Annotated in this window: 18 protein-coding genes and 1 pseudogene; 7 read left to right on the top strand and 12 right to left on the bottom strand. The window is 70.6% G+C overall.

The window, feature by feature from the left end; all coding sequences use genetic code 11:
* Positions 1–412: 412 nt before the first annotated feature.
* The 5 genes from AB0L59_RS40950 to AB0L59_RS40930 all read right to left on the bottom strand — a co-directional run bounded on the left by AB0L59_RS40950 (position 413) and on the right by AB0L59_RS40930 (position 5,565).
* On the bottom strand, positions 413–1,384 hold the full coding sequence (locus AB0L59_RS40950) for an antibiotic biosynthesis monooxygenase (protein ID WP_365592949.1): 972 nt from the start codon (positions 1,382–1,384) through the stop codon (positions 413–415).
* A 6-nt stretch (positions 1,385–1,390) separates the two neighbouring features.
* A complete protein-coding gene (locus tag AB0L59_RS40945; protein WP_365592946.1) occupies positions 1,391–4,108 on the bottom strand; it encodes a molybdopterin cofactor-binding domain-containing protein in 2,718 nt (905 codons plus the stop codon).
* Positions 4,105–4,932 carry an FAD binding domain-containing protein gene (locus AB0L59_RS40940; RefSeq protein WP_365592944.1) on the bottom strand — a complete coding sequence of 276 codons (828 nt, stop codon included), beginning with the start codon at positions 4,930–4,932 and terminating at the stop codon, positions 4,105–4,107. The genes AB0L59_RS40945 and AB0L59_RS40940 overlap by 4 nt, the downstream gene beginning before the upstream one ends.
* Positions 4,933–5,149: 217 nt before the next feature.
* Positions 5,150–5,290 carry a hypothetical protein gene (locus AB0L59_RS40935; RefSeq protein WP_365592941.1) on the bottom strand — a complete coding sequence of 47 codons (141 nt, stop codon included), beginning with the start codon at positions 5,288–5,290 and terminating at the stop codon, positions 5,150–5,152.
* Between the two features lie 2 nt (positions 5,291–5,292).
* Complete coding sequence (locus tag AB0L59_RS40930) at positions 5,293–5,565, bottom strand: transposase (RefSeq protein ID WP_365592938.1); 273 nt, start codon at positions 5,563–5,565, stop codon at positions 5,293–5,295.
* Between the two features lie 16 nt (positions 5,566–5,581).
* On the opposite strand from AB0L59_RS40930, the gene AB0L59_RS40925 reads away from it, so the two are divergent.
* The gene (locus AB0L59_RS40925) at positions 5,582–5,932 is read left to right on the top strand and encodes a hypothetical protein (protein WP_365592936.1); all 351 of its coding nucleotides are present in this window, start codon (positions 5,582–5,584) and stop codon (positions 5,930–5,932) included.
* A 451-nt stretch (positions 5,933–6,383) separates the two neighbouring features.
* Positions 6,384–6,689 (top strand): hypothetical protein, encoded by a 306-nt coding sequence (locus AB0L59_RS40920; RefSeq protein ID WP_365592934.1) that lies wholly within the window; start codon positions 6,384–6,386, stop codon positions 6,687–6,689.
* A gap of 472 nt (positions 6,690–7,161) precedes the next feature.
* Here the strand turns inward: AB0L59_RS40920 and AB0L59_RS40915 are convergent, their stop codons facing one another.
* On the bottom strand, positions 7,162–8,160 hold the full coding sequence (locus tag AB0L59_RS40915; RefSeq protein ID WP_365592932.1) for a LacI family DNA-binding transcriptional regulator: 999 nt from the start codon (positions 8,158–8,160) through the stop codon (positions 7,162–7,164).
* Positions 8,161–8,568: 408 nt separating this feature from the next.
* On the opposite strand from AB0L59_RS40915, the gene AB0L59_RS40910 reads away from it, so the two are divergent.
* The 5 genes from AB0L59_RS40910 (at position 8,569) to AB0L59_RS40890 (ending at position 17,632) form a co-directional block, all read left to right on the top strand.
* Positions 8,569–9,903, top strand: coding sequence for an ABC transporter substrate-binding protein (locus tag AB0L59_RS40910; protein ID WP_365592930.1), 1,335 nt, complete (start codon positions 8,569–8,571; stop codon positions 9,901–9,903).
* A gap of 7 nt (positions 9,904–9,910) precedes the next feature.
* Positions 9,911–10,855 carry a sugar ABC transporter permease gene (locus AB0L59_RS40905; RefSeq protein ID WP_365592928.1) on the top strand — a complete coding sequence of 315 codons (945 nt, stop codon included), beginning with the start codon at positions 9,911–9,913 and terminating at the stop codon, positions 10,853–10,855.
* Between the two features lie 47 nt (positions 10,856–10,902).
* Complete coding sequence (locus AB0L59_RS40900; RefSeq protein ID WP_365592981.1) at positions 10,903–11,709, top strand: carbohydrate ABC transporter permease; 807 nt, start codon at positions 10,903–10,905, stop codon at positions 11,707–11,709.
* A 53-nt stretch (positions 11,710–11,762) separates the two neighbouring features.
* Positions 11,763–14,492 carry an alpha-mannosidase gene (locus AB0L59_RS40895; protein ID WP_365592925.1) on the top strand — a complete coding sequence of 910 codons (2,730 nt, stop codon included), beginning with the start codon at positions 11,763–11,765 and terminating at the stop codon, positions 14,490–14,492.
* Between the two features lie 86 nt (positions 14,493–14,578).
* Positions 14,579–17,632: a glycoside hydrolase family 2 TIM barrel-domain containing protein gene (locus tag AB0L59_RS40890; RefSeq protein WP_365592922.1), complete on the top strand. Its 3,054-nt coding sequence runs from the start codon at positions 14,579–14,581 to the stop codon at positions 17,630–17,632.
* On the opposite strand, the gene AB0L59_RS40885 is transcribed toward AB0L59_RS40890, so the two are convergent.
* From AB0L59_RS40885 to AB0L59_RS40860, 6 genes and pseudogenes are all read right to left on the bottom strand, one after another.
* A complete protein-coding gene (locus AB0L59_RS40885; RefSeq protein ID WP_365592919.1) occupies positions 17,629–18,666 on the bottom strand; it encodes a sugar kinase in 1,038 nt (345 codons plus the stop codon). The two genes, AB0L59_RS40890 and AB0L59_RS40885, sit on opposite strands and share 4 nt — an antisense overlap.
* Complete coding sequence (locus AB0L59_RS40880) at positions 18,663–19,550, bottom strand: SMP-30/gluconolactonase/LRE family protein (RefSeq protein ID WP_365592916.1); 888 nt, start codon at positions 19,548–19,550, stop codon at positions 18,663–18,665. Before AB0L59_RS40880 ends, AB0L59_RS40885 begins: the two co-directional genes overlap by 4 nt.
* Positions 19,547–20,179 (bottom strand): bifunctional 4-hydroxy-2-oxoglutarate aldolase/2-dehydro-3-deoxy-phosphogluconate aldolase, encoded by a 633-nt coding sequence (locus AB0L59_RS40875; protein WP_365592913.1) that lies wholly within the window; start codon positions 20,177–20,179, stop codon positions 19,547–19,549. The genes AB0L59_RS40880 and AB0L59_RS40875 overlap by 4 nt, the downstream gene beginning before the upstream one ends.
* A gap of 85 nt (positions 20,180–20,264) precedes the next feature.
* Positions 20,265–21,083: a hypothetical protein gene (locus AB0L59_RS40870; RefSeq protein ID WP_365592911.1), complete on the bottom strand. Its 819-nt coding sequence runs from the start codon at positions 21,081–21,083 to the stop codon at positions 20,265–20,267.
* On the bottom strand, positions 21,080–22,225 hold the full coding sequence (gene dgoD / locus AB0L59_RS40865) for a galactonate dehydratase (RefSeq protein WP_365592908.1): 1,146 nt from the start codon (positions 22,223–22,225) through the stop codon (positions 21,080–21,082). Before dgoD ends, AB0L59_RS40870 begins: the two co-directional genes overlap by 4 nt.
* Positions 22,222–22,354: pseudogene (locus AB0L59_RS40860) on the bottom strand (GntR family transcriptional regulator); the annotation flags it as partial. The pseudogene AB0L59_RS40860 and the gene dgoD, both read right to left, overlap by 4 nt.

Below are 22,354 nucleotides of genomic sequence, written 5' to 3'. Positions count from 1 at the left end.
CGGTGCCCGAATGTACCGACCCGTGGTCGCCGCCTGGAACCGTCCAGTGCTGGCGCGGAGAGGGGGCACGCGCCCCGCACCGGCTCCGTCACCGGGCAGAAGACTTGATGGGATGTGGGTTCCTGTGAGTCGCGGACATTCTCGTCGCCAGGGCCGGCGATGTCCATCACGATGCGGATCGGGACGTGCCCACTCCATCGAGGAATCGACTTGTCGACCGCGACAGCGGAAACGTCGGCCCGGCGGATGGAGGCCCAGTCCCGCGCCGAGGCCCGAACCGGCGCCGAGAGCCGCCCCGGCGCCGAGGGCCTGGGCGGACGACCTCCACGACCGCGGCCCTCACCGCTCGGACACTTCCGCCGGCACCGGTCTTGCCCACGGGGACGGACTCGACCACATGCGTCGCCGAGCGTCAGGGCAGCGTCCAGAACCGGACTGTGACGAGGTAGAAGACGACGGCCCAGAAGGCCAGCGCCATCGCGACGACACCGAGGCCACGGAGGCGGGTCCTTGTCGGTTCGTCCGGCGGTGGCCGCAACCACCGCCCGAGCAGCGGGTTCACGTAGTAGGGCATGGTCAGGAAGCTCATGAGGAAGCTCGACAGCAGGTTGCCCACGAGCAGGCCGGCCCAGAGCCGCATGTGCAGCGGCGACAGAGCAAGGGTCAGCAGCACCACGGTCGGGTACAGGCCGACCCAGACGGCGAGGGAGGTCCGGGTCACGGAGGGCGGGGGCGGTGCCTCCTTGCCGTTGCCCTCGAAGGCGAACCAGCTGCCGAACGAGTTGTCGATCGTATGCAGTCTGAAGTCGCTGAACTTCGCGCCCTCGACGAGCATCTCCTGCCGCTGGGGCGACGTGAGCCAGGCGTCGAGGTGCTCTGCGCTGTCGTAGCGGTACAGCGTGGTCCATTCCTCCTGAAGCCCCTCGATGGGGCGGAAGAGCTCGGTCCCGCGGAACCCCTCGAACTTGCTCTCCTCCTGGACCATGTGGTGCTGCCAGATGAGGAAGTCATCGACCTGGTTCTGGGGGACGCGGTGCGTGACCACCACGGTGACCAGCGGATCCAGTGACTGGGTGCCGCTGCTGACCACCTGCTGGGTCGCCGGACCGTCGAAGTACTTGGCACCGACGTCGAGATACGTCTGTCTGGTCGCGCTGTTGATCCACGCCTGCAGATGCGCCACCGAGTCGAACCGGTACACGACGACCCAATCGGGTTGCAGCGGTGTCGGCGGGGAGATCTCGGCACCGAGGAAACCGGGGTAGTAGGCGGCCGCGGCGTTGAGGTCCTCCTGCCACGACTCGTACTCCCTTTCCCTACCGGGCAGGACCTTCTGGCCGATGATCGCCGTCGCCGCGGCGGCTACGTTCTTTTCGGTGTTCATGGTGGCTCAACCTGTCGACGTCAACTGCTCCGCCGGGAGCCGGCCGTAAACGCGTTCCGGAGTCAGCGGCAGCGCACGGTAGCGGACCCCCGTGGCGTCATGCACCGCGTTCGCGAGGGCGGGCGCCACCGGGTTGATACAGCACTCGGCCATCCCCTTCGCCCGCAGGGGCCCCACCGAATCCGTCGAGTCCACGAGGAGGACGTCGGTACGGGGGACGTCGGCGAAGGTGGGGATGCGGTAGTTCCGGAGGTTCGGGTTGACCATGACGCCGCTGTCGTCGAGGTGATGGTTCTCGGTCAACGCGAAGCCGATTCCCTGGGCGACACCGCCCTCCACCTGTCCCCGGACCTGCGCCGGGTTGATGACCACTCCGGCGTCCGCCGCATGCACGCTGTACAGGATCCGTATCTCACCCGTCACGCGGTGCACGGCGACCCGGAACCCCTGCGTGTTGGAGGTGACGCTCCGGGGTGAGCCGTAGGCCTTGCGCGCGGCGGTGAAACGGATCCCGCGCGTCCGGGCCAGCGCGACAAGTTCGGCCAGCGTCACCCGCCTGTCCCCGCAGAGGACACCGTCGTCGTCCATCGTGCACATCACGACATGGACGCCCGTGTGCGCCGCGGCGAATTCCAGGATGCGGTCGCGCACGGCGTTGGCCGCCCGCAGGACCGCGTTGCCCGCCACGAACAGGCCCGCGCTCGCGAAGGCCCCGGTGTCGAATCCCGTGCGGTCGGTGTCCGACTGCACCAGACGGATGCGTGAGGGTGTCGTGCCCAGCTGGTTGGCTGCGATCTGGACATGGGCCGTGGAGGTTCCCTCCCCGAACTCGGGTGTACCGACGGCCAGTTCGTAGATGAGATCGTCACCCAGGGTGACCCAGGCCTCGGAGAGGTGTTCCGTCGGGGGCGCGGTCTCGTGCAGGGAACTCGCCACACCGGCTCCGACGAGCCATTCGGGGCCGGGAGGTGGCCGGTCGGCCGTACGGGCCAAGGCCTCGCCCACCAGGTCGATGCATGTGGCGAGTCCGTCCTCGGTGAAGTTCACGTCGTCGGGGCCGGCGTGCAGGGCGAGCAGGGGCTCGCCCGGCCGCACGATGTTGCGTCGGCGCAGCTCCAGCGGGTCGACGTGCAGGGCGCGGGCCAGTTCGTCCATCGCCGACTCCACGGCGAACGCCGGCTGCGTCATCCCGTAACCCCGCAGCGCCCCGCTCGGTACGGTGTTCGTGTAGACGGAGTACGCGTCGTACCTCTTGTTGGGGCAGCGGTAGATCATGACGGCGGCCCCGCCCGCGTACACCGTTTCGCCGCCGTGGTTGCCGTACGCGCCCGTGTTCGACACGTTGCGTACCTGGAAGGCGGTGAGCGTTCCGTCGGCCTTCGCGCCGAGCTTGACCGTCAGCGTCATCGGATGCCGCGGCGAGGCGGTGGTGAACTCCTCCTCGCGGGTGTACTCGAGACAGGTGGGCCGCCCGGTGTCCAGGGTGGCGAGCGCGACCAGGTCCTCCGCGATCACCTCCTGCTTGCCGCCGAATCCGCCGCCGACGCGCTTGCAGAACACCCTCACCTGGTCCGGGCGGAGCGCGAACAGGTACTCCAGTTTGGCCTTCGCGATCGACGGTGACTGCGAACTGGTGCGGACGTTCAGCCGGCCGTTCTCCAGCCAGGCGATAGACCCGTGGGTCTCCAGATGCGCGTGCTGCACCCGCGGAGAGAAGTACGTTCCCTCGTGGATCACGTCGGCCGCGGCGAATCCCGCGTCGACGTCGCCGATGTGCGAGTGGAGTTCGAGCAGGATGTTGTGGGCGGGGTCGCGGACGAACGGATCGTCGGCGCTGTGCAGCTGGGGTGCGCCGTCGGCCATCGCCGCCTCCGGGTCGAACACCGCCGGCAGCACCTCGTACTCGACCGCGAGACGCCGGCAGCCCTCCTCGGCCGCGCCGACCGTGTCGGCCAGTACTGCGGCGACGCGCTGGCCGGCGAAGCGGACCGTGTCGTCGAGGACGTAGGTGTCGTCCGGGTCGACCAGGTGGTCGGTGTGGATCGCCGTGGTGAAGCGTCTGCGGGGTACGTCCTGCCAGGTGTAGACCCGGTGCACGCCGGGCACCGCGAGGGCGGCGCTCTTGTCGATCGAGCGGATCCGGGCGTGCGCGTGGGGTGAGTGCAGCACCTTGAGGTGCAGCATGCCGCCGATCCGCGTGTCCATGGTGAACTCGGCGTGACCCGTCACCACGTCGTGGCCGGCGGGCGCACCGACGCTCATCCCGACGGCCTTGCCCGGCGCTGCCGTCTCCACCGCGCTGACGCCCTTCACGGCGTCCTCGATCGCCCGGTACCCGGTGCAGCGGCAGAGGTTGCCCTTCAACGCCCTTGGCAGATCGGCCTTCTGGTCCTCGGTGAAGGTCGCCGACGTCATGATCATCCCTGCGGTGCAGAAACCGCACTGGAACCCCGGGGCGTCCTCGAACTGCCGCTGCACGGGGTGCAGGGCGCCGGGCCGCCCGAGCCCCTCGATCGTGGTCACCTCACGGCCGTCCGCGCGGAAGGCGGGGGTGATGCAGCTGTGTACGGGATCGCCGTCCAGCCACACCGTGCAGGCGCCGCAGTCGCCCGCGTCACATCCCTTCTTGACACCGAAGTGGCCGAGTTCGCGCAGGAAGGTGCGCAGGCACTGGCCCGGGGCCGGTTCCCGGGCGAACGTCCGGCCGTTCACAACGTAGGTCATGGCAGGTCCCCAGCGGTGAGTTCGCGGCGAATCTCTTCGGCGAAGTGCCGGGTCAGATGCCGGCGGTGGTCAGGGGTCCCGTTGGGATCGGCGTACCAGACGTCGGCGGGCAGGGCGTCGATGCTCTGCCGCAGGGTTCGGGCATCGGGCAGGGAGTCGAAGGCCAGGCGTACCGGCCGTGTGGTGCCGGCGGTGACGGTGAGCAGCAGGTCATTCGCTCCCAGCCGTTGGGTGCCGACGAGGAACACCGTCGACCGGCCGAGTCGGGTCAGCGTGAAGCGGCGGTGCGCGGTGCGTTTGCGCAGCGCGTGCACCGGAATGATGACGCGCCGAAGGATCTCCCCTGGGGCGAGAACGTTGCGGTGGTCGCCGGTGACGAAATCGAGGGCGTCGACGAAACGCGCGGACCCATCGGGCGCCCACAGCTCGTACCGCGCCTCGAGCGCGACCGTCAACGTGATCATCGGGCCGGCGGGCAGCGACATGCAGATGTTTCCGCCGACGGTCGCCGCGCTCCAGACCTTGAACGAGGAAAGGAATGCCTCACAGCTTTTCCGGAAGAGAATCCCGGCCGTCCAGGCCGCCGGGCACCGGAAGGCATACAGGTCGCGAATGGTGCATGTGGCGCCGATCTCCAGACCCTCGTCCGCGGGAACGAGAGACTCCCATCTCAGCGCCGTCAGATCGATCAGCCGGCGCAGGTCCGGCTGCTCCGTGGAATAGAGCCATGTTCCGCCTGCGAGCCAGGCATCGCCCTCGCGCCAGTCCCTGCCTGGCCGCTCGGACGGCCGCCGTACTACTTCGGTGATGGTGTTGAGGTCCATGAAAACCGACCTACGGGAGAACGGACCTGGGGAAGACAACTGTCCCGTGGAACTGTTGGGATTGATTTCCGCAGACCGAGCAGGCGCTGGGCCACCATGCCGCAGCGTTCTGGGCGGCCGAGCCGCGACAGACCGGCGGGCACGCATACCTTTTGTCACAGCTTATCGCAGCATGCGGACGGGGGCCCGGCTGAGAGCCTGTCGGGTGGCCGGTTGATCACGCCCTGATGAGGTCTTCGGTGGTCTTGGTTCGCGCGGCCTTGCGGTGGGATTCATGGTTCCATCGCGATGACTGCCCGGCGAGCCGGACGAGCGTCAGGCGGACCATCGCGACCTTGATCATGGCCTCGGAGGTCACGGTCAGCCGTTCGTGGTCGCGGGCCGGCCGACGGTTTCGGACCTGCCAGCGCCTCCGGCCCCGATCCGGAGCCGGCGGCGTGGCTCATCGTGGATGCGGTCCCAGCTGCCGTCCCGGCGCCACTTGGTGAACCAGCGGTGCGCCGCGTCCCAAGGCAGCAGGTCGCGCGGGAGCATCCGCCACCGGCAGCCCGAGCGCAGTACGTAGAAGATCGAGTCGAGCACCGATCGGTCTCCGTACTTCCGCACCCCGCCGCCTTTCCGCAGGTTACGCACGGGAACGGGCGGCCGGATGACCTCCCACGTCTCATCGGTCAGGCTGGACGGACAGCACGTGGCGTCGCTGGGGGTGTTGGGACGGGCGCTGTCCTTCGCCGCCGTCGGACTGCCTGAGCCGGCGGACCCCTTCCGGGTCGAGCTGACAGCACCTGACGGACGGACCCGGGTGTGGGGCCCCGCGGCTGCCGCGCAACGGGTACAGGGCGGCGCCGTCGGCTTCTGCCTGTGTGTCACCCGGCGTCGCCCCTGGTCCGAGACCAACATGACGGCGACCGGTGAGGACGCCCGGAAGTGGCTGGAGGTGGCGCGCGTCTTCCTCAGAAAGCGTGCCGGGGTGGGGTGCCTGGTCATGCGAGACGCGTGACGGTTGCGATCTGCCCTGCAGGCATGGCGACGGCCCTGGAACGATCATGTGGTGTGTGCCGGTACGAGCACTCCGAGGTCGTCAGCGGCCCATGCTCGGCGTAGTCAACTGGCCACCCGACAGGCTCTGGGGGGGCCGGAAGTAGCCGTACCGCCTCGGAAGGTCACCGCGGAACGGGCCGCGTCCACGCTGTGGCCCGAGGCCATCGCACGATCTTCAGGAGCCCACACAACCCCTGATGATCACGCCTTGGCCGTTCTCCTGCTCACCCGGGCCCCACTGCCAATCCCTCGGCGCGACCGCACAGGTCGCCCCTGGCGTGCCGGCGCACAGGAACCGTGCGCCAGGGCAGCGCGACACACGAACGAGGAGCAACCGCCGTGGGAACCATGGTCTCGGTCAGGGGCTGGCTGCAGTGTGACGACGGACAGCTGGCCCGGATCAGGAGATCGTGGAAGCAGACTATCCGGAGCGCACCTACAGCGGGGGCTGGGCCTTCCCCGCTCGGCAGTACAACGACGTCAGGTGGGCCTTCTACGGGGGCGACATCCGCGCGGCGTCCCTCGGCTGGTTCGAGGAGAGGTTGCGTCGGATCGCGCGGATCCCGGCGTCCTACCATGATGACGAGTACGACGAGAGGCTCCGGGGGCTGTTCCTGGTCAGCCACGACGTCGACGGCATGAGCGAATGGAGGGTCCACAACGGCGGCCTGGCGATCGGCCTCCCGGTGGCGGATTACCACTACCTCGACGCCTAGCTGGATCACGAAGTCGCACCGGAGTACAAGTCCACGTCGGCCCCCTTCATGCCCAGGAGTTCCGAGGCCGGGGGGCGCCGTTCCAACTCCGTTGCGCTCCGCGCTCGTTTGGATGCGCAACGTCTGTCGACCGGGCCAGTTGGGGACGTCACGGCGGTGCTCGGGCCACGAGGACGAACTGGTGCCTCGCCCGGCATCCACCGCCCGTCGCCGCGGCCGAGCCACGAGCCGAACCTGTTGCCGCTCTTGTCACAACGCGCCCACCTCCGCGACGAGTTCGCCGATCACATCCGGCGACAGCCGTGTCGCCCGGCACTCCGCCACGCTCGACCACACGCGCCCCCCACCCTGCACGGTTCAACGAGCCACCTGGGCGCCGAGCCGCGACTTACCGTGCGCGAGCTCGTCGGGTGACACAGGCGGAAGTCGCGTCGCCGACCGAATCTGAGGGCCCGGGGGTCCCCGGCGCCGCCTATGCCGATGCACGCAGGCGCAGGTCTGCCCTTGCCACCAGTTGATCGGGATCGAGCGGACTGTTCCTGGTCAGCAGCCGGGCGGTCTGTTCGACGGCTAGTGCGCCGAGCTTGCGGATGTCGAGGGCCACACTGGACAGCTGGGGTTCGACAAGCGTGCCGAGCCGTACCCCGTCGAAGCCGATCACGGCGAGGTCTCGGGGAACCTCGCGTCCGAGGCGGCGGGCGGCGCGCAGCGCGCCGATGGCGATGATGTCGTTGAAGGTGAAGACGGCGGTGACATCGGGGTGTTGGGCAAGCAGGCTCTCCAGTGCGCTTTCGCCGCCCTCCACACTCTGCTCCGCGCGGCACACCCGTCCACCACCGAGACCGCAGGCGGTCATCGCGTCGGCGAACCATGCGTGGCGAACGCTCGGCTCGGCTCGAGCAGCGTGGTCGAGCATGCCGATACGGCGGTGCCCTGACTCGACGAGGTGTGAGATGGCCGCCCTGACGCCGTCCCTCCCGTCGATCCGGATGGAACTGAACCGTTCGGTGTCGTCTCCGCGGTCGATGAGCACCACCGGGAGACCCCGGGTCAGCTGCTCGATCTCGGCTTCGGGCCGGCTGAAGTAGCCGACCACGGCGTCCACCTGCGAGGTGAGTACCTGGAGTGTGCCGAGCTCCTCCTCTCCGCTGTCGGCGGTGTCGTAGACGACAACGTGCCAGCCATGGGCCCGCGCCGCTTCCAGTGCCGCGGCGGCGACCTCGGTGAAGAACGGGTTGAGCAGGTCAGGGATGACGAGACCGACGCTGATGGTGTCCTGTCGCACCAGCCCTCTGGCGAACCGGCTCGGACGGTAACCCAGCGCCAGAGCCGCGTCGAGCACACGCTGCTTGGTGGAGTGATCGATCTCCCCTTTGTCGTTCAGCGCGCGTGACACGGTCTGCCGGGACACCCCGGCAGCGCGGGCGACATCATGGATCGTCACCCTGCGGGATTCGCTCCCCGACGGCACTCTCACTCACCTCCACGGATCGGATGACACGGGGCCTGGCAGGGGGCCGAGTATGCCCGGCCCCCACAGCGAGGCGTGTGCCGCACGCGATGGGGAGTTCCGGCCCCGTCGCCCGGGCCGGCGCGCGGCTGGGCGGCCCTTGACCTGTCGGGTTCGCATGCGCCCCGAAAGCCTTGACACCTGACCGCACGGGAGCGCACACTTCCGAACATTCCAACACCCCGTGAACGTTCACGGGAGCGCTCACGGTCGCAACATACATGGCTTTTCTCATCCCCGCCACGGCGATCGGCGACCGACCCGACACCGTTGCGTCCCGCCCATTCCCCCCTTCAGAAGGCACAGCGCCCGAAGCGTCAACGTCCGCCCGTCTAGCGCCACCGCTAGCCGCTGTCTGGAACGGAAGATATGAGCAGCACAGTCACGCGCACCCGCCTCGCCGCCGTCGCCGCTACAGCCGGTATCGCCGTACTCGCCGGATGCTCGTCCCCCGCGCCGTCGGGCAAGGCCACCGCAGCATCCTGCGCGCCTTCGAAGGGCAAGGTCACCCTCCAGTACTGGAACACCGTTCCGGGGATGGACAAGGTCGTCGCCCTGTGGAACAAGAAGAACCCGAACATCCAGGTGCAGACGAAGAACATCTCCAACGACCAGTACGGCATCCTGGGCAACGCCCTCAAGGCGGGCAAGGCACCCGACCTGGCCCAGGTCGGCTACGACGAGCTGCCCAACCTGCGTTCCCAGAACGCCTTCGTGGACGCCTCGGCCTGCTCGGACGCCACCGCGGCGAAGTCGAAATTCGTACCCTGGACGTGGTCGCAGACCAGCTTCGGCGGCTCCGGCGTGTTCGCCCTTCCGCAGGACACCGGGCCGATGGCTCTCTACGTGCGCACCGACCTCTTCAAGAAGTACGGCGTCGCGATCCCCAAGACCTGGGACCAGTACGCGCAGGACGCGCGGAAACTGCACCAGGCCGATCCCCACCTCACCATCACGTTCTTCGACCCGAACAACGCCGAGTGGTTCAACGGGCTCCTGTGGCAGAACAACGCCCAGATGTACGGCTACTCCGGTGACAAGTGGCACGTCACCGTGGAGTCGGCCCAGAGCAAACAGGTCGCCGAGTACTGGCAGAAGCTGATCTCCGAGAAGCTCGTGCGCACCGACCTGGCCAACGGTTCGACGCAGATGTACGCGGCGTACGAGAAGGACCAGGTCGCCAGCTACGTCGGCGCGGCCTGGGGCTACAGCATGTTCCGGGACAACCTGCCCGAGCAGGCGGGCAAGTGGTCGGTGGTCCCGATGCCGACGTGGGGTACGAACGGCACGTCCGGTGACTGGGGCGGATCCACCGTCGCGTTCATGAAGGGCGGCAAGCACCTCTACGAGTCGGTGAAATTCAACACCTGGCTGAACACCGACCCCGAGGCCCTCGCTCTGGAGAACCAGCTGGGCGGCCTCTATCCGGCAGCCGACGCCGGTCTGGGACTTCCCGCGCTCTCGAAGGGCGTTCCATACTACAACAACGAGAGGATCTTCGACGTCTTCGCCGACTCGTCCAAGAAGATCGACACCAGTTTCACCTGGGGTCCCACCCAGAAGACGGTGAACCTCGCACTGCAGGACGCGATGGCCAAGGCCGCGGCCGGCGACGGAACCCTCACCGACGCGCTCGCGGCCGCCCAGAGCGCCGCGCTGAAGTCCATGAAGGACCAGGCCATCCCGGCCACGGCAGGCAAGTGACCGCAGCATGACCGATCTCGCAACCCGCGCGCCGCGCGTCGTGGCACCGCCCCGTGGCCGCACCCGTCTGAGCGGCGGCCCCAGGGCGCGCGTCATCGTCGCCTTCCTGACCCCGTTCTTCCTGCCGTTCGTGCTGTTCTACCTGGTACCGGTCGGCTACGCGCTGTGGCAGAGCCTCCGCGTCGTGCGTCGCACCGGGGGGCAGTACGGCACCTCGTACACGGCGTTCGGCGGTTTCGAGCAGTACGCTCAAGTGATCCAGAACAGCGAATTCTGGGCCGGCATCGGTCGCATCGGCCTGTTCGGCATCGTTCAGGTGCCGGTCATGCTGTTCACGGCGCTGATCATCGCCTTGCTGCTCGACACACCACTGCTGAAGCTCAAGTCGCTTTTCCGCATCACCGCGTTCATGCCCTATGCCGTGCCCGGCGTCATCGCCGCGATCATGTGGTCCTACCTGTACTCGCCTCAGCTCAGCCCCGTCCTCGACCTTCTGCAGAGCATCGGCCTGCACCCCGACTTCCTCGGCCCGGGGGCCGTGCTGTGGTCGACGGCGAATGTCTCGACATGGCTGTGGACCGGCTACAACATGCTGATCATGTTCTCGGCGCTGCAGGCGATCCCGCAGGAACTCTACGAGGCCGCGAAGATCGACGGCGCGAGCAACTGGTCGATCGCCTGGCGGATCAAGGTTCCGATCATCGCCCCGTCCATCGTCCTGACCACGGTCTTCTCGATCATCGGCACACTGCAGCTCTACGCCGAACCCGCCGTGTTGCGTCAGATCTCCTCCAACATCTCGAGCACGTTCACCCCGAACATGCTCGCGTACGCGGTGGCGTCGGGGAACAACTACCAGCAGGCCGCGGCGATCTCCGTGGTCATCGCCGTCATCACGTTCGTGCTGAGCTTCGGCTTCATGCGACTGACCTCCAAGAGGGCGGGCCTGTGAGCGACCGACCCGCGATCCGTGAAAGCCGCGTCAGCCGTACGGCCGCGATGGCCTTGATGTTCCTCCTGGCCATCTACTTCCTCCTGCCCGTGTACTTCCTCGTCGTCGCCGCCACGAAGCCGCAGGGCGACCTCGCCTCCACCAACGGCCTGGCGTTCTCGCACTTCAACCTGTTCGAGAACCTCCGCATCCTGTTCACTCGCAGCGACGGCATCTTCGGGCGGTGGGCCGTCAACACCGTCATCTACGCGGTGCTGGGCGCGGCCGTGGGAACCCTGATCTCCGCGCTGTGCGGCTACGCTTTCGCCAAGTTCCAGTTCCGGGGCCGCGAGTTCCTCTTCTCCGTCGTCCTCGGCGGTGTCCTGGTTCCGACCACCGCGCTCGCCCTGCCGCTCTTCCTGCTCTTCTCCGCCGCGGGAATCGTCAACACCTATCTCGCGGTCTTCCTGCCCAGCATCGTCAGCCCGTTCGGCGTCTATCTCGCGCGTGTCTTCGCCAGCGCCGCCGTCCCCCAGGAACTGATCGAGTCGGCACGCCTGGACGGCGCCGGCGAGTTCCGCACGTTCTTCTCGGTGGCGTCCAGGCTGATGGCACCGGCCCTGGTCACCATCTTCCTGTTCCAGTTCGTAGCCATCTGGAACAACTTCTTCCTGCCGATGGTGATGCTGCAGAAGGAGTCACTGTTCCCGGTCACGCTCGGGCTGTACGAGTGGAACGGCCAGACCGCACGGGCCCCGCTGCTGCAAGAGTCCGTGATCACCGGTTCCCTGGTGTCGATCGTGCCCGTGATCATCGTGTTCGTCCTCCTGCAGCGGTTCTGGCGCACCGGACTCGCCGCCGGCTCCATCAAGTGACCACCCCGCCCGCGTTCTCCGCTGCCACCCCCGCACAGAAGGTCCCTCCCGTCATGCAGAACTCCGCCGTCTTCGTGCCCCATTTCCACTGGGACCGGGAGTGGTACGAGCCGTTCCAGGTGTTCCGGCACCGGCTGGTCGCCGCCCTCGACACCGTGCTGGAGACGGCCGAGGCGCAACCGGACTTCCGGTTCACCGTCGACGGGCAGATGGCCGCGATCGAGGACTACCTGGAGATGCGTCCGGAAAACCGCGACCGCGTCACCGCACTGGTCCGAGCGGGCCGGCTCGCCATCGGGCCCTGGCTGATCCTGCTCGACGAGTTCCTCTGCTCCGGCGAGACCATCGTGCGCAACCTGCAGATGGGCTGGGCGGCCGCGGCGGAGCTCGGCGGCGCCATGCCCCTCGGGTATCTGCCCGACATGTTCGGCCACATCGCCCAGATGCCGCAGATTCTGCGGCGCGCCGGGATCGAGCACGCGGCACTGTGGCGCGGGGTGCCCAGCTCCGTCGACGGTCACGCCTTCCGCTGGCGCGCGCCGGACGGGTCCGAAGTGCGCACCGAGTACCTCTTCGACGGCTACGACAACGGTCTCGACGTCCTGCTGGTGCCCGACCAGATCCGCCGCGCGCTCGGTGACTACGCCCGGATGACGGCCGAGCGGTGGGGCACCGACCCGGTGCTGGCCATGGCCGGCACCGACCACAACGCCCCCGACCCGCAGCTGCCGGACTGGCTGCGGCAGGCATCCGGCGACGAACACACCATCACCCTCGCGACGCTCGACGCGTACGTCCGCGAACACGTCCGCGACGAGGTGTCCGCCGTGGTCACCGGCGAACTGCGCAGCCATGTGCGCGGCAACATCCTGCCGGGCGTGCTGTCCGTGCGGCTCGGGCTGAAGCAGCGCATGGCCCTCGCCGAACGCGCCATCGACCATGCCGAGCGGATGAACGCCCTGTGGTCCCAGCGCGACGACTCGCCGTTCCTCTCCCTCGCCTGGCACAAGATCATCGAGTCGACCGCACACGACTCGGTGGTCGGCTCCGGCACCGACGAAACCTGTGAGCAGGTCGCGTCACGGCTCGCCGAGGCCGCACAGACGGCCCGCGCCGTGCGGGACGCGGCCCTCGCCGAACCCGCCGCGCTGGTGCCGGGCGACGGCTACCTGGTCGCCAACCCGCTGCCGTTCGAACGCACGGCGCTCGTCGAGGTCGATGTCGTGGTCCCGCCGGCGCACACCGCGCTGATCGCGAACACCGCCGACGGATCGGCGTACCCCGTGCAACTGGTCTCCCACTCCCCCACCGTGCTCAGCGACGAGCACGTGGACGCCTCGCAGCTGGAACGGGTGCTGCGCCGCATCCACCGGCGCGAGTTGTTCGGCCGCCTGATCGACCGCTACGAACTCACCGCGAACTCGCTGGTCTTCCACCTCGCCGAGGTACCGACCAGCGGTCCGTTCGACCTGCTGGTCCTGCGCCGCGAGGTCGCCGCCGCGGCCACCGCGCATCCCGGTCAGTGGCGGGTGCGGACCCTGGCACAGGCGCGGGCCACCGCGCTGGTGCCGGTGCACGTCCCCGCGTCCGGGCTGGCCGGTTTCCGAGTCGGGGCCGGCGACGGGCCCACCGGCCCGGAGACGCCCCTCACACCCGCGACGGCGACGGCCGACACGCTCACCAACGGGCTCGTCAAGGTCGTCGTCGCCGACGACGGAACGCTGGATGTCACCGGGAGCGACGGCACAGTCCTGTCCGGAGTCGGCCGCCTCGTCGACGGCGGCGACCGCGGCGACAGCTACAACTACGCTCCACCGGCCCGCGACGTCCTCGTGTCAGAGCCGACGCGGATCACCGTCGACGTCCTGGAGACCGGTCCGCTCCGGTCCAGGCTTCGGGTCACCCGCGTCTACGACTGGCCCGCCGCCCTCTCCCCGGACCGCGATCTGCGCAGCGACCGCACCGTGCCCACACCCGTGGAGATGCTCGTGGAAGTACGCGTGGGCGAGCCCTTCGTGCGTGTCTCCACCGCGTTCCTCAACCAGAGCGCCGACCACCGGCTTCGCTTCCACCTGCCACTGCCCCGGCCCGTGACCACATCCGCGTCCGCCGGGCAGTTCGCCGTCACCGAGCGCGGGCTCACCGCCGAGGGTGGCTGGGGCGAGTACCCGATCCCGACGTTCCCCGCCGACTCCTTCGTGTCCGCCGGCCCCGCCACCGTCCTGCTCGACCACTCCAGCGAGTACGAACTCGTCGGCGACGGCACCTCACTCGCCATCACCCTGCTGCGCGCCATCGGCTCGATCAGCGTCAACATCCATCCCTTCCGCGACGAGCCCGCGGCCGGCGAGATCCCCGCACCGGGGGCACAGGAACTCGGCATGCGGATCGAGAACCGCTTCGCCGTCGTCCCCTCCGCGTCCGGCTGGCAGGGCGCCCGCGCGGTCGCCCTTGCCGAGGAGTTCCGCAACGACGTCCTCGTCACCCGCGGAACCGCGCCCACCACACACCGGCTGACCCGCGACGCCGGAGGCGTACGAGTGGACGGCCAGGACATCCACGTCTCAAGCATCCGGCGCGTCACCGACGACGAGCAGGGGGCCGGAACCGAGGTGCGGCTGACCTCGATGAGCGACAGCGGCTCGCGCGTGCGCATCACCGGCCCGTTCACCCGGGCCACGACGGTCGACCTGCTCGGCCGGCCGATCTCCCCGATCGCCGTGCAGGAGTGCCTCGAACTCCGCCTCGGCCCCTGGGAGATCCGCACCGTCGTACTCCGGTAGACGAAGCACGACCGCCCACGCCGGAATGCCGGCCAGCCCAGTCCGCGCCCGGATCCCCCGGTTCCTACCAAGAAAGTTGTGACCTCGTGCCCTCCGAGCCTTCCGCACATGTCTCCGACACCGCGCCAAGTCGTGGCGCACTGCGCGCGGCGCGCTCCTGGCTGCACTCCGACGCCCCCTCCCTTTCGCTGAACGGGCCTTGGCGGTTTCGTCTGTCGCCCACGGCATCGGTGCCGCTGGACTTCACGGCCGAGGGCTTCGACGACCACGGCTGGGACAGCATCCCGGTGCCCTCGCACTGGGTGCTCCAGGGCGAGGGTGCCTACGGCCGGCCGATCTACACGAACATCCAGTACCCGTTCCCCATCGACCCGCCCCACGTGCCGGACGAGAACCCCACCGGCGACTACCGCCGCCATTTCGACCTCCCCGGCGACTGGCCGGACAACGGCCGGACCGTGCTGCGGTTCGACGGGGTCGAATCGCTCTTCACGGTATGGGTGAACGGCGTGGAGACGGGGAGTGCGAGCGGCAGCCGACTCGCCCACGAGTTCGACGTGACGTCCCTCGTGCGTCCGGGCGACAACGTCGTCGCCGTGCGGGTGCACCAGTGGTCGGCCGCCAGCTACCTCGAGGACCAGGACCAGTGGTGGCTGCCGGGCATCTTCCGCGACGTCACCCTGCTCGCCCGGCCGGCAGGGGGCATCGAGGACGTCTGGCTGCGGACCGGTTTCGACGACGGCCGCGGCCGCATCGACCCGGAGGTCACCGCCGACGCGACGGCGTTCCCCCTCACCCTGCGCATCCCCGAACTCGACGTCGAGCGGGTCTGGGCCACGGCGGCCGACGTGGCGCCCCTCGACCTCACCGGTGTGGAGCCCTGGTCGGCCGAGCGACCCCGCCTGTACGACGCCACGGTGTCCGCCTCAGCGGAAAGCGTCACCTTGAGGCTCGGATTCCGAACGGTCGAGATCCGCGGCGACCGGTTCCTGGTCAACGGCCGCCGCGTCGTGTTCCACGGGGTCAACCGCCATGAGACCCATCCCGAGCGCGGCCGTGTATTCGACGAGGAACACGCCCGCGAGGACCTGGTCCGCATGAAGCGGTTCAACGTGAATGCCATCCGTACCAGCCACTACCCGCCGCATCCGCGGCTCCTCGACCTCGCCGACGAACTGGGTTTCTGGGTCGTCCTCGAATGCGATCTGGAGACGCACGGCTTCGACAAGGTCGGCTGGACGGGCAATCCCAGCGACGGTCCCGCGTGGCGCGCGGCGTACCTGGACCGCGTCCAACGCACCGTCGAACGCGACAAGAACCACCCCAGCATCGTGCTCTGGTCGCTCGGCAACGAAGCCGGTACCGGCAGCAACCTCGCCGCCATGTCGGCGTGGGTCCACGCCCGCGACGCCGGACGCCCCGTGCACTACGAAGGTGACCACACCGGCGAGTACACCGACGTCTACTCACGCATGTACGCATCCGTGCCGCAGACCCGCGGCATCGGCTCCGACGGCGCCGACGCCACACTGCTGAACTGCACCCCCGCGCAGAGCGCCCGGCAGCGCGCCAAGCCCTTCCTGCTGTGCGAGTACGCGCACGCGATGGGCAACGGGCCGGGGTCGCTCGACCAGTACGAGGAGCTGGTGCACGCGTACCCGCGGTTGCACGGCGGTTTCGTCTGGGAGTGGCGCGATCACGGCCTCCTCGCGACGGCCCCGGACGGAACGCCGTACTACGCCTACGGTGGCGACTTCGGAGAGGTCGTGCACGACGGGAACTTCGTGATGGACGGCATGCTGCTGAGCAACGACGTCCCGACGCCCAGCCTCCACGAGTACAAGGCCGTCGTCCAGCCGCTCCGCTTCGCCTTCGACGCGGCCGGCGTCGCGATCACCAATCTGCGGCACTGCGCCGACACCTCCGACCTGCGCTTCCGCTGGCGCGTCGAGCACGACGGAACACGCGTCGACGGCGGTGACCTGGAGGTCCCCGTGATCCCGGCAGGCGCGTCCGCACAGGTTCCGCTCCCGCGGATCACGCTGTCCCCGGACGCCGAGACGTGGCTCACGATCGACGCGGAGCTGGCAGCCGCGACCGCCTGGGCACCCCAAGGCCATGTCGTCGCGACCGCTCAACTGGATCGCTCGGTACGTCGGTCCGTTCCCGCTGTCCGGCTCCGGAACAGCTGGCGGCACGGCGACGGCACAGGGACGCTCGGGATCGCCGAGTTCGTCGACGGATCCCTGACCCGCCTCGCCGGCCGCCCCGTCGCCGGCCCGCGGCTGGAGCTGTTCCGCGCGCCGACCGACAACGACGAAAGCGCGTCCGAGGAGGTCGAGGAGAGCGACGCCGGGATCCCCGGCGTGTCCAACGCCGACCTGTGGCGTCGCGACGGCCTGCACCGGCTGACCACGCGACGCGTGTCCGTGGAACACGCCCCCGACGCGCTGCGTACCGTCGACAAGGTCTCCGCCGCCAACTCGGCCTTGTCGGTGACCGTGGAGTCCGTCTGGTCACTCGAAGACGACGAGCTGGAGCTGCGCGTGGAGATCGAGCCCTCCAGCGGCTGGCGCACCGTGTGGCCACGGATCGGGGTCCGCTTCTGCCTCCCCGACGGCGCGGCTCCCGTCGACGGCGCCGAGTGGTTCGGCCTGGGCCCGTACGAGTCGTACCCCGACAGCCTCCGCGCGGCCCGCACGGGCCGTTTCGCCTCCACCGTCGCCGCGCTCTCGGTCGACTACGCGCGCCCCCAGGAGACCGGGCACCGCTCCCGCCTGCGAAGGCTCACGCTGACGAGCGGCACCACCGAGGTGCTGCGCATCGTTGCCCTTCCGGACGCACAGGGCCGGCGTCCCGGTTTCACCCTCAGCCGCCACACCCCTCAGCAGATCGCGCAGGCCGGACACCCCTACGAGCTTCCCGGGTCGACGGCGAGTCACCTGATCATCGACGCGGCCCAGCACGGGCTCGGCTCACGCGCCTGCGGACCGGATGTGCGACCCGAGTTCGCGCTCCGCCCCGAGTCCCGCACGATCAGGCTCCGCCTCGCAGCAGGTCAGCAGCCTTTCCTCAGGGAAATACAGACAGCCGCGTCTCCTGATACCGGCGAGGGCTCCGCCGGGGTCCGCAGGCCCTAGGTGGGCGGTCCTCCCCGTTGCCCGCCCCCGGCCGTGTCCGGCGCGGACCTCGGTGTCTCCTCGTACGCCTCCCATTCCTCGTCCGTGAGGGCGAGGAGTCGGCCGACGGAGCGGTGCGGCGGGAGTGGGCCGTGGTCTCCGGTCACCTTCAGGGCGGAGACCGCCGTGATGTGGCCGAGGCGCAGGGCGCGGTCCACGGGTTCGCCGCGCAGCAGACCGGTGAGGAAGCCGGCCGCGAACGCGTCGCCCGCGCCCACGGGTTCGACCACGACGGTCCGCAGCGCCGGCACGGTGACGGCGCCGGACCCCGTGAAGGCCGTGGCCTCGCGGGAGCCGTCCTTGACGACGAGGACGCGCGGCCCGGGCAGCAGTTCGCGTACGGCCGCCGGGGTCAGTTCCGCGCCCCACAGGTCCTGGGCCTCGTCCAGGCCGACGAGGACGATGTCGGCGCGTCCGGCGAGGTCGCGCAGCGCGCCCGGGGCGGCGCCCCGTGGCCAGAGCGGGGCGCGGTGGTTGACGTCGAAGCTGATCGCGTACGGGCGTTCGGCGGCCGGGACGGCGAGCGCGCCGGTGACCAGTTCGCGGCAGGACGCGGACAGGGCCGGGGTGATGCCGGTGAAGTGCACGAGAGCGGCCGTGCGCAGCGCCTCGTGGTCGAGCAGGTCGGGGCCGAGGGCGGAGGCGGCCGAGCCCCGGCGGTAGTAGTGCACGCGGGTGCCGGTGGGCGTCGGGTTCTTCAGCATCAGGCCCGTCGGCCGGTCGGGATCGGTGCGAACGGGGGCGACGTCCACCCCGGCGGCGGCGACGGCCGACCGCACCCGCGCGCCGAGCGGGTCGTCACCGAGCGCCGAGAGCCAGGTCACCGGGATGCCGTGGTCCGCGAGGTACATCGCCACGTTGGACTCGGCTCCCGCGACCGACAGGCGCAGGTGGCCGGCCTCGGACAGCGGCCGGGGCGGGTCGGGGGCGAGGGCGGCCATGGTCTCGCCGACGCAGACCACGCGTCCCGGTGCCGGGCGCCAGGTGCCGGTCACGCGAGGTCTCCGGCAACCGGTGCGGAGGGGTCGAGCCGGAAGGCGGGGGTGGGTGTGCCGGGCACGTCGACGGGCACCGTGAAGACCGCGCCGTCGTACGGGCCGGGCGCGTCGAGGCCCACCGTGGCGGTGGTGACGTGCAGCAGCGTGCCTTCGAGGCAGACGCCGGCGGGTTGTCCGGCCGGGAGGCGGACGACCCGGTCGGGGGTGCCGTCCGGGAGGTACCGGCGGACCGTGCCGGTGCCCCAGACGGCGCACCACAAGGCACCCTCGGCGTCCACGGTCATGCCGTCCGGGCCGCCCTCGTCCACGGTGAGGAAGTCCTCGGGGGTGCCGACGCGGCCGGTGTCGGGGTCGACCGGGTAGCGGCGGACGATCGCGCGGGCGCTGTCGGCCAGGTACAGGGTGCGGCCGTCGGCGGTGAAGGCGGGGCCGTTGGGGATGGTGACGCCCTCGACGGCGGGAGTGACGGTGCCGTCGTGGTCGACGCGGTAGAGGGTGCCGGCACCCTCGGTGTTGTCGTAGGCCATGCTGCCCGCCCAGAAGCGGCCCGAGGGGTCCGCGACCCCGTCGTTCATGCGCATCTGCGGTCCGGGGCGGTCCTCGGGTGTGGCGAGCCAGACGGGTGCGCCGGCGGAGCCGAGGAGGCAGACGCCGGTGCCGGCGGCGGCGATCCAGGTGCCGGGGCGGCCGGCGACGGGCGCCACCGCGCCCAGCGGAAGCGGCAGCCGCAGTATCCCGCGCAGCGCGAGGCCGGGGTCCTCGGGGACGGCGAACAGGCGTCCTTGCAGGATGTCCACCAGGACGACGCCGTCGCCGGTCCAGCGGATTCCCTCGCCGAGTTCGAGGCGGTCGGGGCGGGTGGGCAGGAGCCGCTCGGTCACGCCGTGGCCTCCTCGGCGGCGGCGCGGAAGGCGCGGGCGCGCTCGCGCAGAGCGTTCGTGCTGCCGCCGTCGGCGGCGTCCGCGACGAGCGGGGAACCGACGCCGACGGCGGTGGCGCCCGCGGCGAGGTAGGCGCGGGCGGCGTCCAGGTCCACGCCGCCGACGGGCACGAACGCGGTGTCGGGGAAGGGGGCGCGCAGGGCCTTGAGGTAGGCCGGTCCCCCGGCGTCGGCGGCCGGGAACAGTTTGAGCGCGTCGGCGCCCTGGGCGCGGGCGGCGATGACCTCGGTGGGGGTCATGACGCCGGCGAGGACCGGCAGGCCGAGGGCGCGGGCGGTGTCGGCTCCGGCGCCGAGGCCGGGGGTGACGGCGAAGGCGGCGCCGGCGTCCCGCGCGGCGCGCGCGTCGTCGGCGGTCAGGACGGTGCCAGCGCCGATCGGCCGGTCCGGCCCGAACTCCGCGGCGGCCCGGGCGATGACGCCGAGCGCGTCGACGCCGCTGAGGGACACCTCGATCAGGTCGACGCCCTCCTCGGCGAGCGCCAGTACGGTGCGCAGGGCGGCGTCCGGGTCGCCTCCGCGCACGATGGCGACGAGGCGGCGGTCGGCCAGGGCTGCTCGTAGGTCCACGGAGTGGGGCTCCTTCGGTGTCGGTTCGGTGCTGCGGCGCGCCCGTCCCCCCGGCGGCCACGCCGCTCGGGCGGCGGTCGAGGGGTCAGGGGCAGCGGCAGTCGGCGGTCAGGGTGAGCCGCCAGCGGACCTCGCCGGAGGCGGGGACGCGGGCCGCGTCGCCGGGGCCGGCCTCGGCGAGGTCGAAGGTGCGGCCCAGCATCGGTTCCACCCCGGTGCTGCGGTAGGGGCCCTGCTCGGGGAAGCCGCCCAGGTTGCGCCACAGGGCGACGGACACCGGCTGCCCCGCGGCCTCGACGGCGAGGGCGAGCCGGTCGGGGCCGTCGTGGACGCAGACCCGGCCGTCCGCGAGGACGGCGCCGGCCGCGGTGCCGTCGTCGGGGCCGAACCGGTCAAGGCGCAGTCCGCGCGGTGCGGGCCAGTGGCCCTCCACCCAGGGGGCGCCGTCGGGCCAGGGTCCGTCGAGCAGGGGTGCCGCTTCCGGGAACACGCGGGTGGGTGTGCCCGTACGGGCCCGGAGTTCGGCCCGTACGGAGAGGTCCAACAGGGCGTGGGCCGCCCATACGAAGCGGTAGCCGGGGTCGGCGGTGAGCGTGTAGTCGGCCTCGACGCCGTCGGCGGTGGGCCGGACGGTACGAGCGAGGGTGAACGCGTCGCAGTCGACGCGTTCGGTGCCGCCGTCGCGGGTCCAGGGCCGGGACCAGGCGTCGCCGTGGTCGGGGGTGCCGCGCACGGTGGGGACGCACTCCTCCAGGCCGCCCGCGTCCACGAAGGCGTCGCCGGGTGCGACGCCTTCGCGTGCGGGGTCCGGGCGGTGCCACAGCCATTCGCGCTCGCCGGCGCGCAGCGAGGTCCAGCGTCCGCCGTGCGCGGGGTCGGTGGTGCACGCGAGGGGCACGCTCACCACTCCGTGAACGAGCCGTCGGCGTGCCGCCACACCGGGTTGCGCCAGACGTGCCCGGTGCGGTCGGCGGCGCGTACGGCGTTCTCGTCCACGGTGATGCCGAGGCCGGGCGCGTCGCCCCGGTGGGCCCGTCCGGCGGTGAAGCGGAACGGCTCGGGGTCGACGACGTAGGAGAGCAGGTCGGCGTCCTTGTTGTAGTGGATGCCGCGGCTCTGTTCCTGTATGAGGAAGTTGGGCGTGGCGAAGGCCACTTGGAGGCTGGCGGCGAGCGCGATGGGGCCGAGCGGGCAGTGCGGGGCGAGCAGGGCGCCGAACGTCTCGGCGAGGGAGGCGATGCGGGTGACCTCGGAGATGCCGCCCGCATGCGAGAGGTCGGGCTGCGCGACGGCGATGCCCGCGGTGAGGGCGGGCAGGAACTCGCCGCGGCCGTAGAGACGTTCGCCAGTGGCGAGCGGGACGGGACTGGCGGCGACCAGTCCGGGCAGCAGGTGGCCCTGCTCGGGCAGGACGGGTTCCTCCACGAACAGCGGTTGCAGAGGGGTGAGTTCGGCGAGGACGCGGCGGGCCGAGGCGGCGCCGAAGCGCCCGTGGAAGTCGACGGCGACGTCCCGGTCCGGGCCGAGCACGTCACGGGCGGCGGCCACGCGGGCGACGACGGCGGCGGTCTCGGCGGCGGTGACGACGGGAGAGGTCGGTCCGGCCGCGTTCATCTTGACGGCGGTGAATCCCGCCTCGACCTGTTCGGTGATCTGCTCGGTGAGCTGGGCGGGTTCGTCGCCGCCGACCCAGGCGTAGACGCGGACGTCGTCGCGGACGGGGCCGCCGAGCAAGGCGTGCACGGGGGCGCCGTAGGTCTTGCCCGCGATGTCCCACAGGGCCTGGTCGAGTCCCGCGACGGCGCTGGACAGGACGGGGCCGCCCCGGTAGAAGCCGCCCTTGGTGAGGACCTGCCAGTGGTCCTGGATGCGCAGGGGGTCCTGGCCGAGGAGGTACTCGGAGAGGACCTCGACGGCGCTTCTGACGACCTCGGCGCGGCCCTCGACCACGGGTTCGCCCCAGCCGACCACGCCGTCGTCGGTCTCGACTCGGCAGAACAGCCAGCGCGGCGGGACCAGGAAGGTTTCGATGCGAGCGATCTTCACTTGCCGCCGCTGCCTTTCGTGTCGTCAGGGGTGTCGAGCCGGTCCAGGTCGCGGCCGGCCTGGTCGAGCAGGGCCCGCATGGCGGCCTCGGCGGTCTGCGGGTCGCGGTCCCGTACGGCGTCCAGGACG

This window comes from Streptomyces sp. NPDC052109 (assembly GCF_040680195.1).
Lineage (GTDB): Bacteria > Actinomycetota > Actinomycetes > Streptomycetales > Streptomycetaceae > Streptomyces.
Note: the sequence above shows the minus strand (reverse complement) of the source record. Positions and strands in the feature narration are given on the sequence as shown.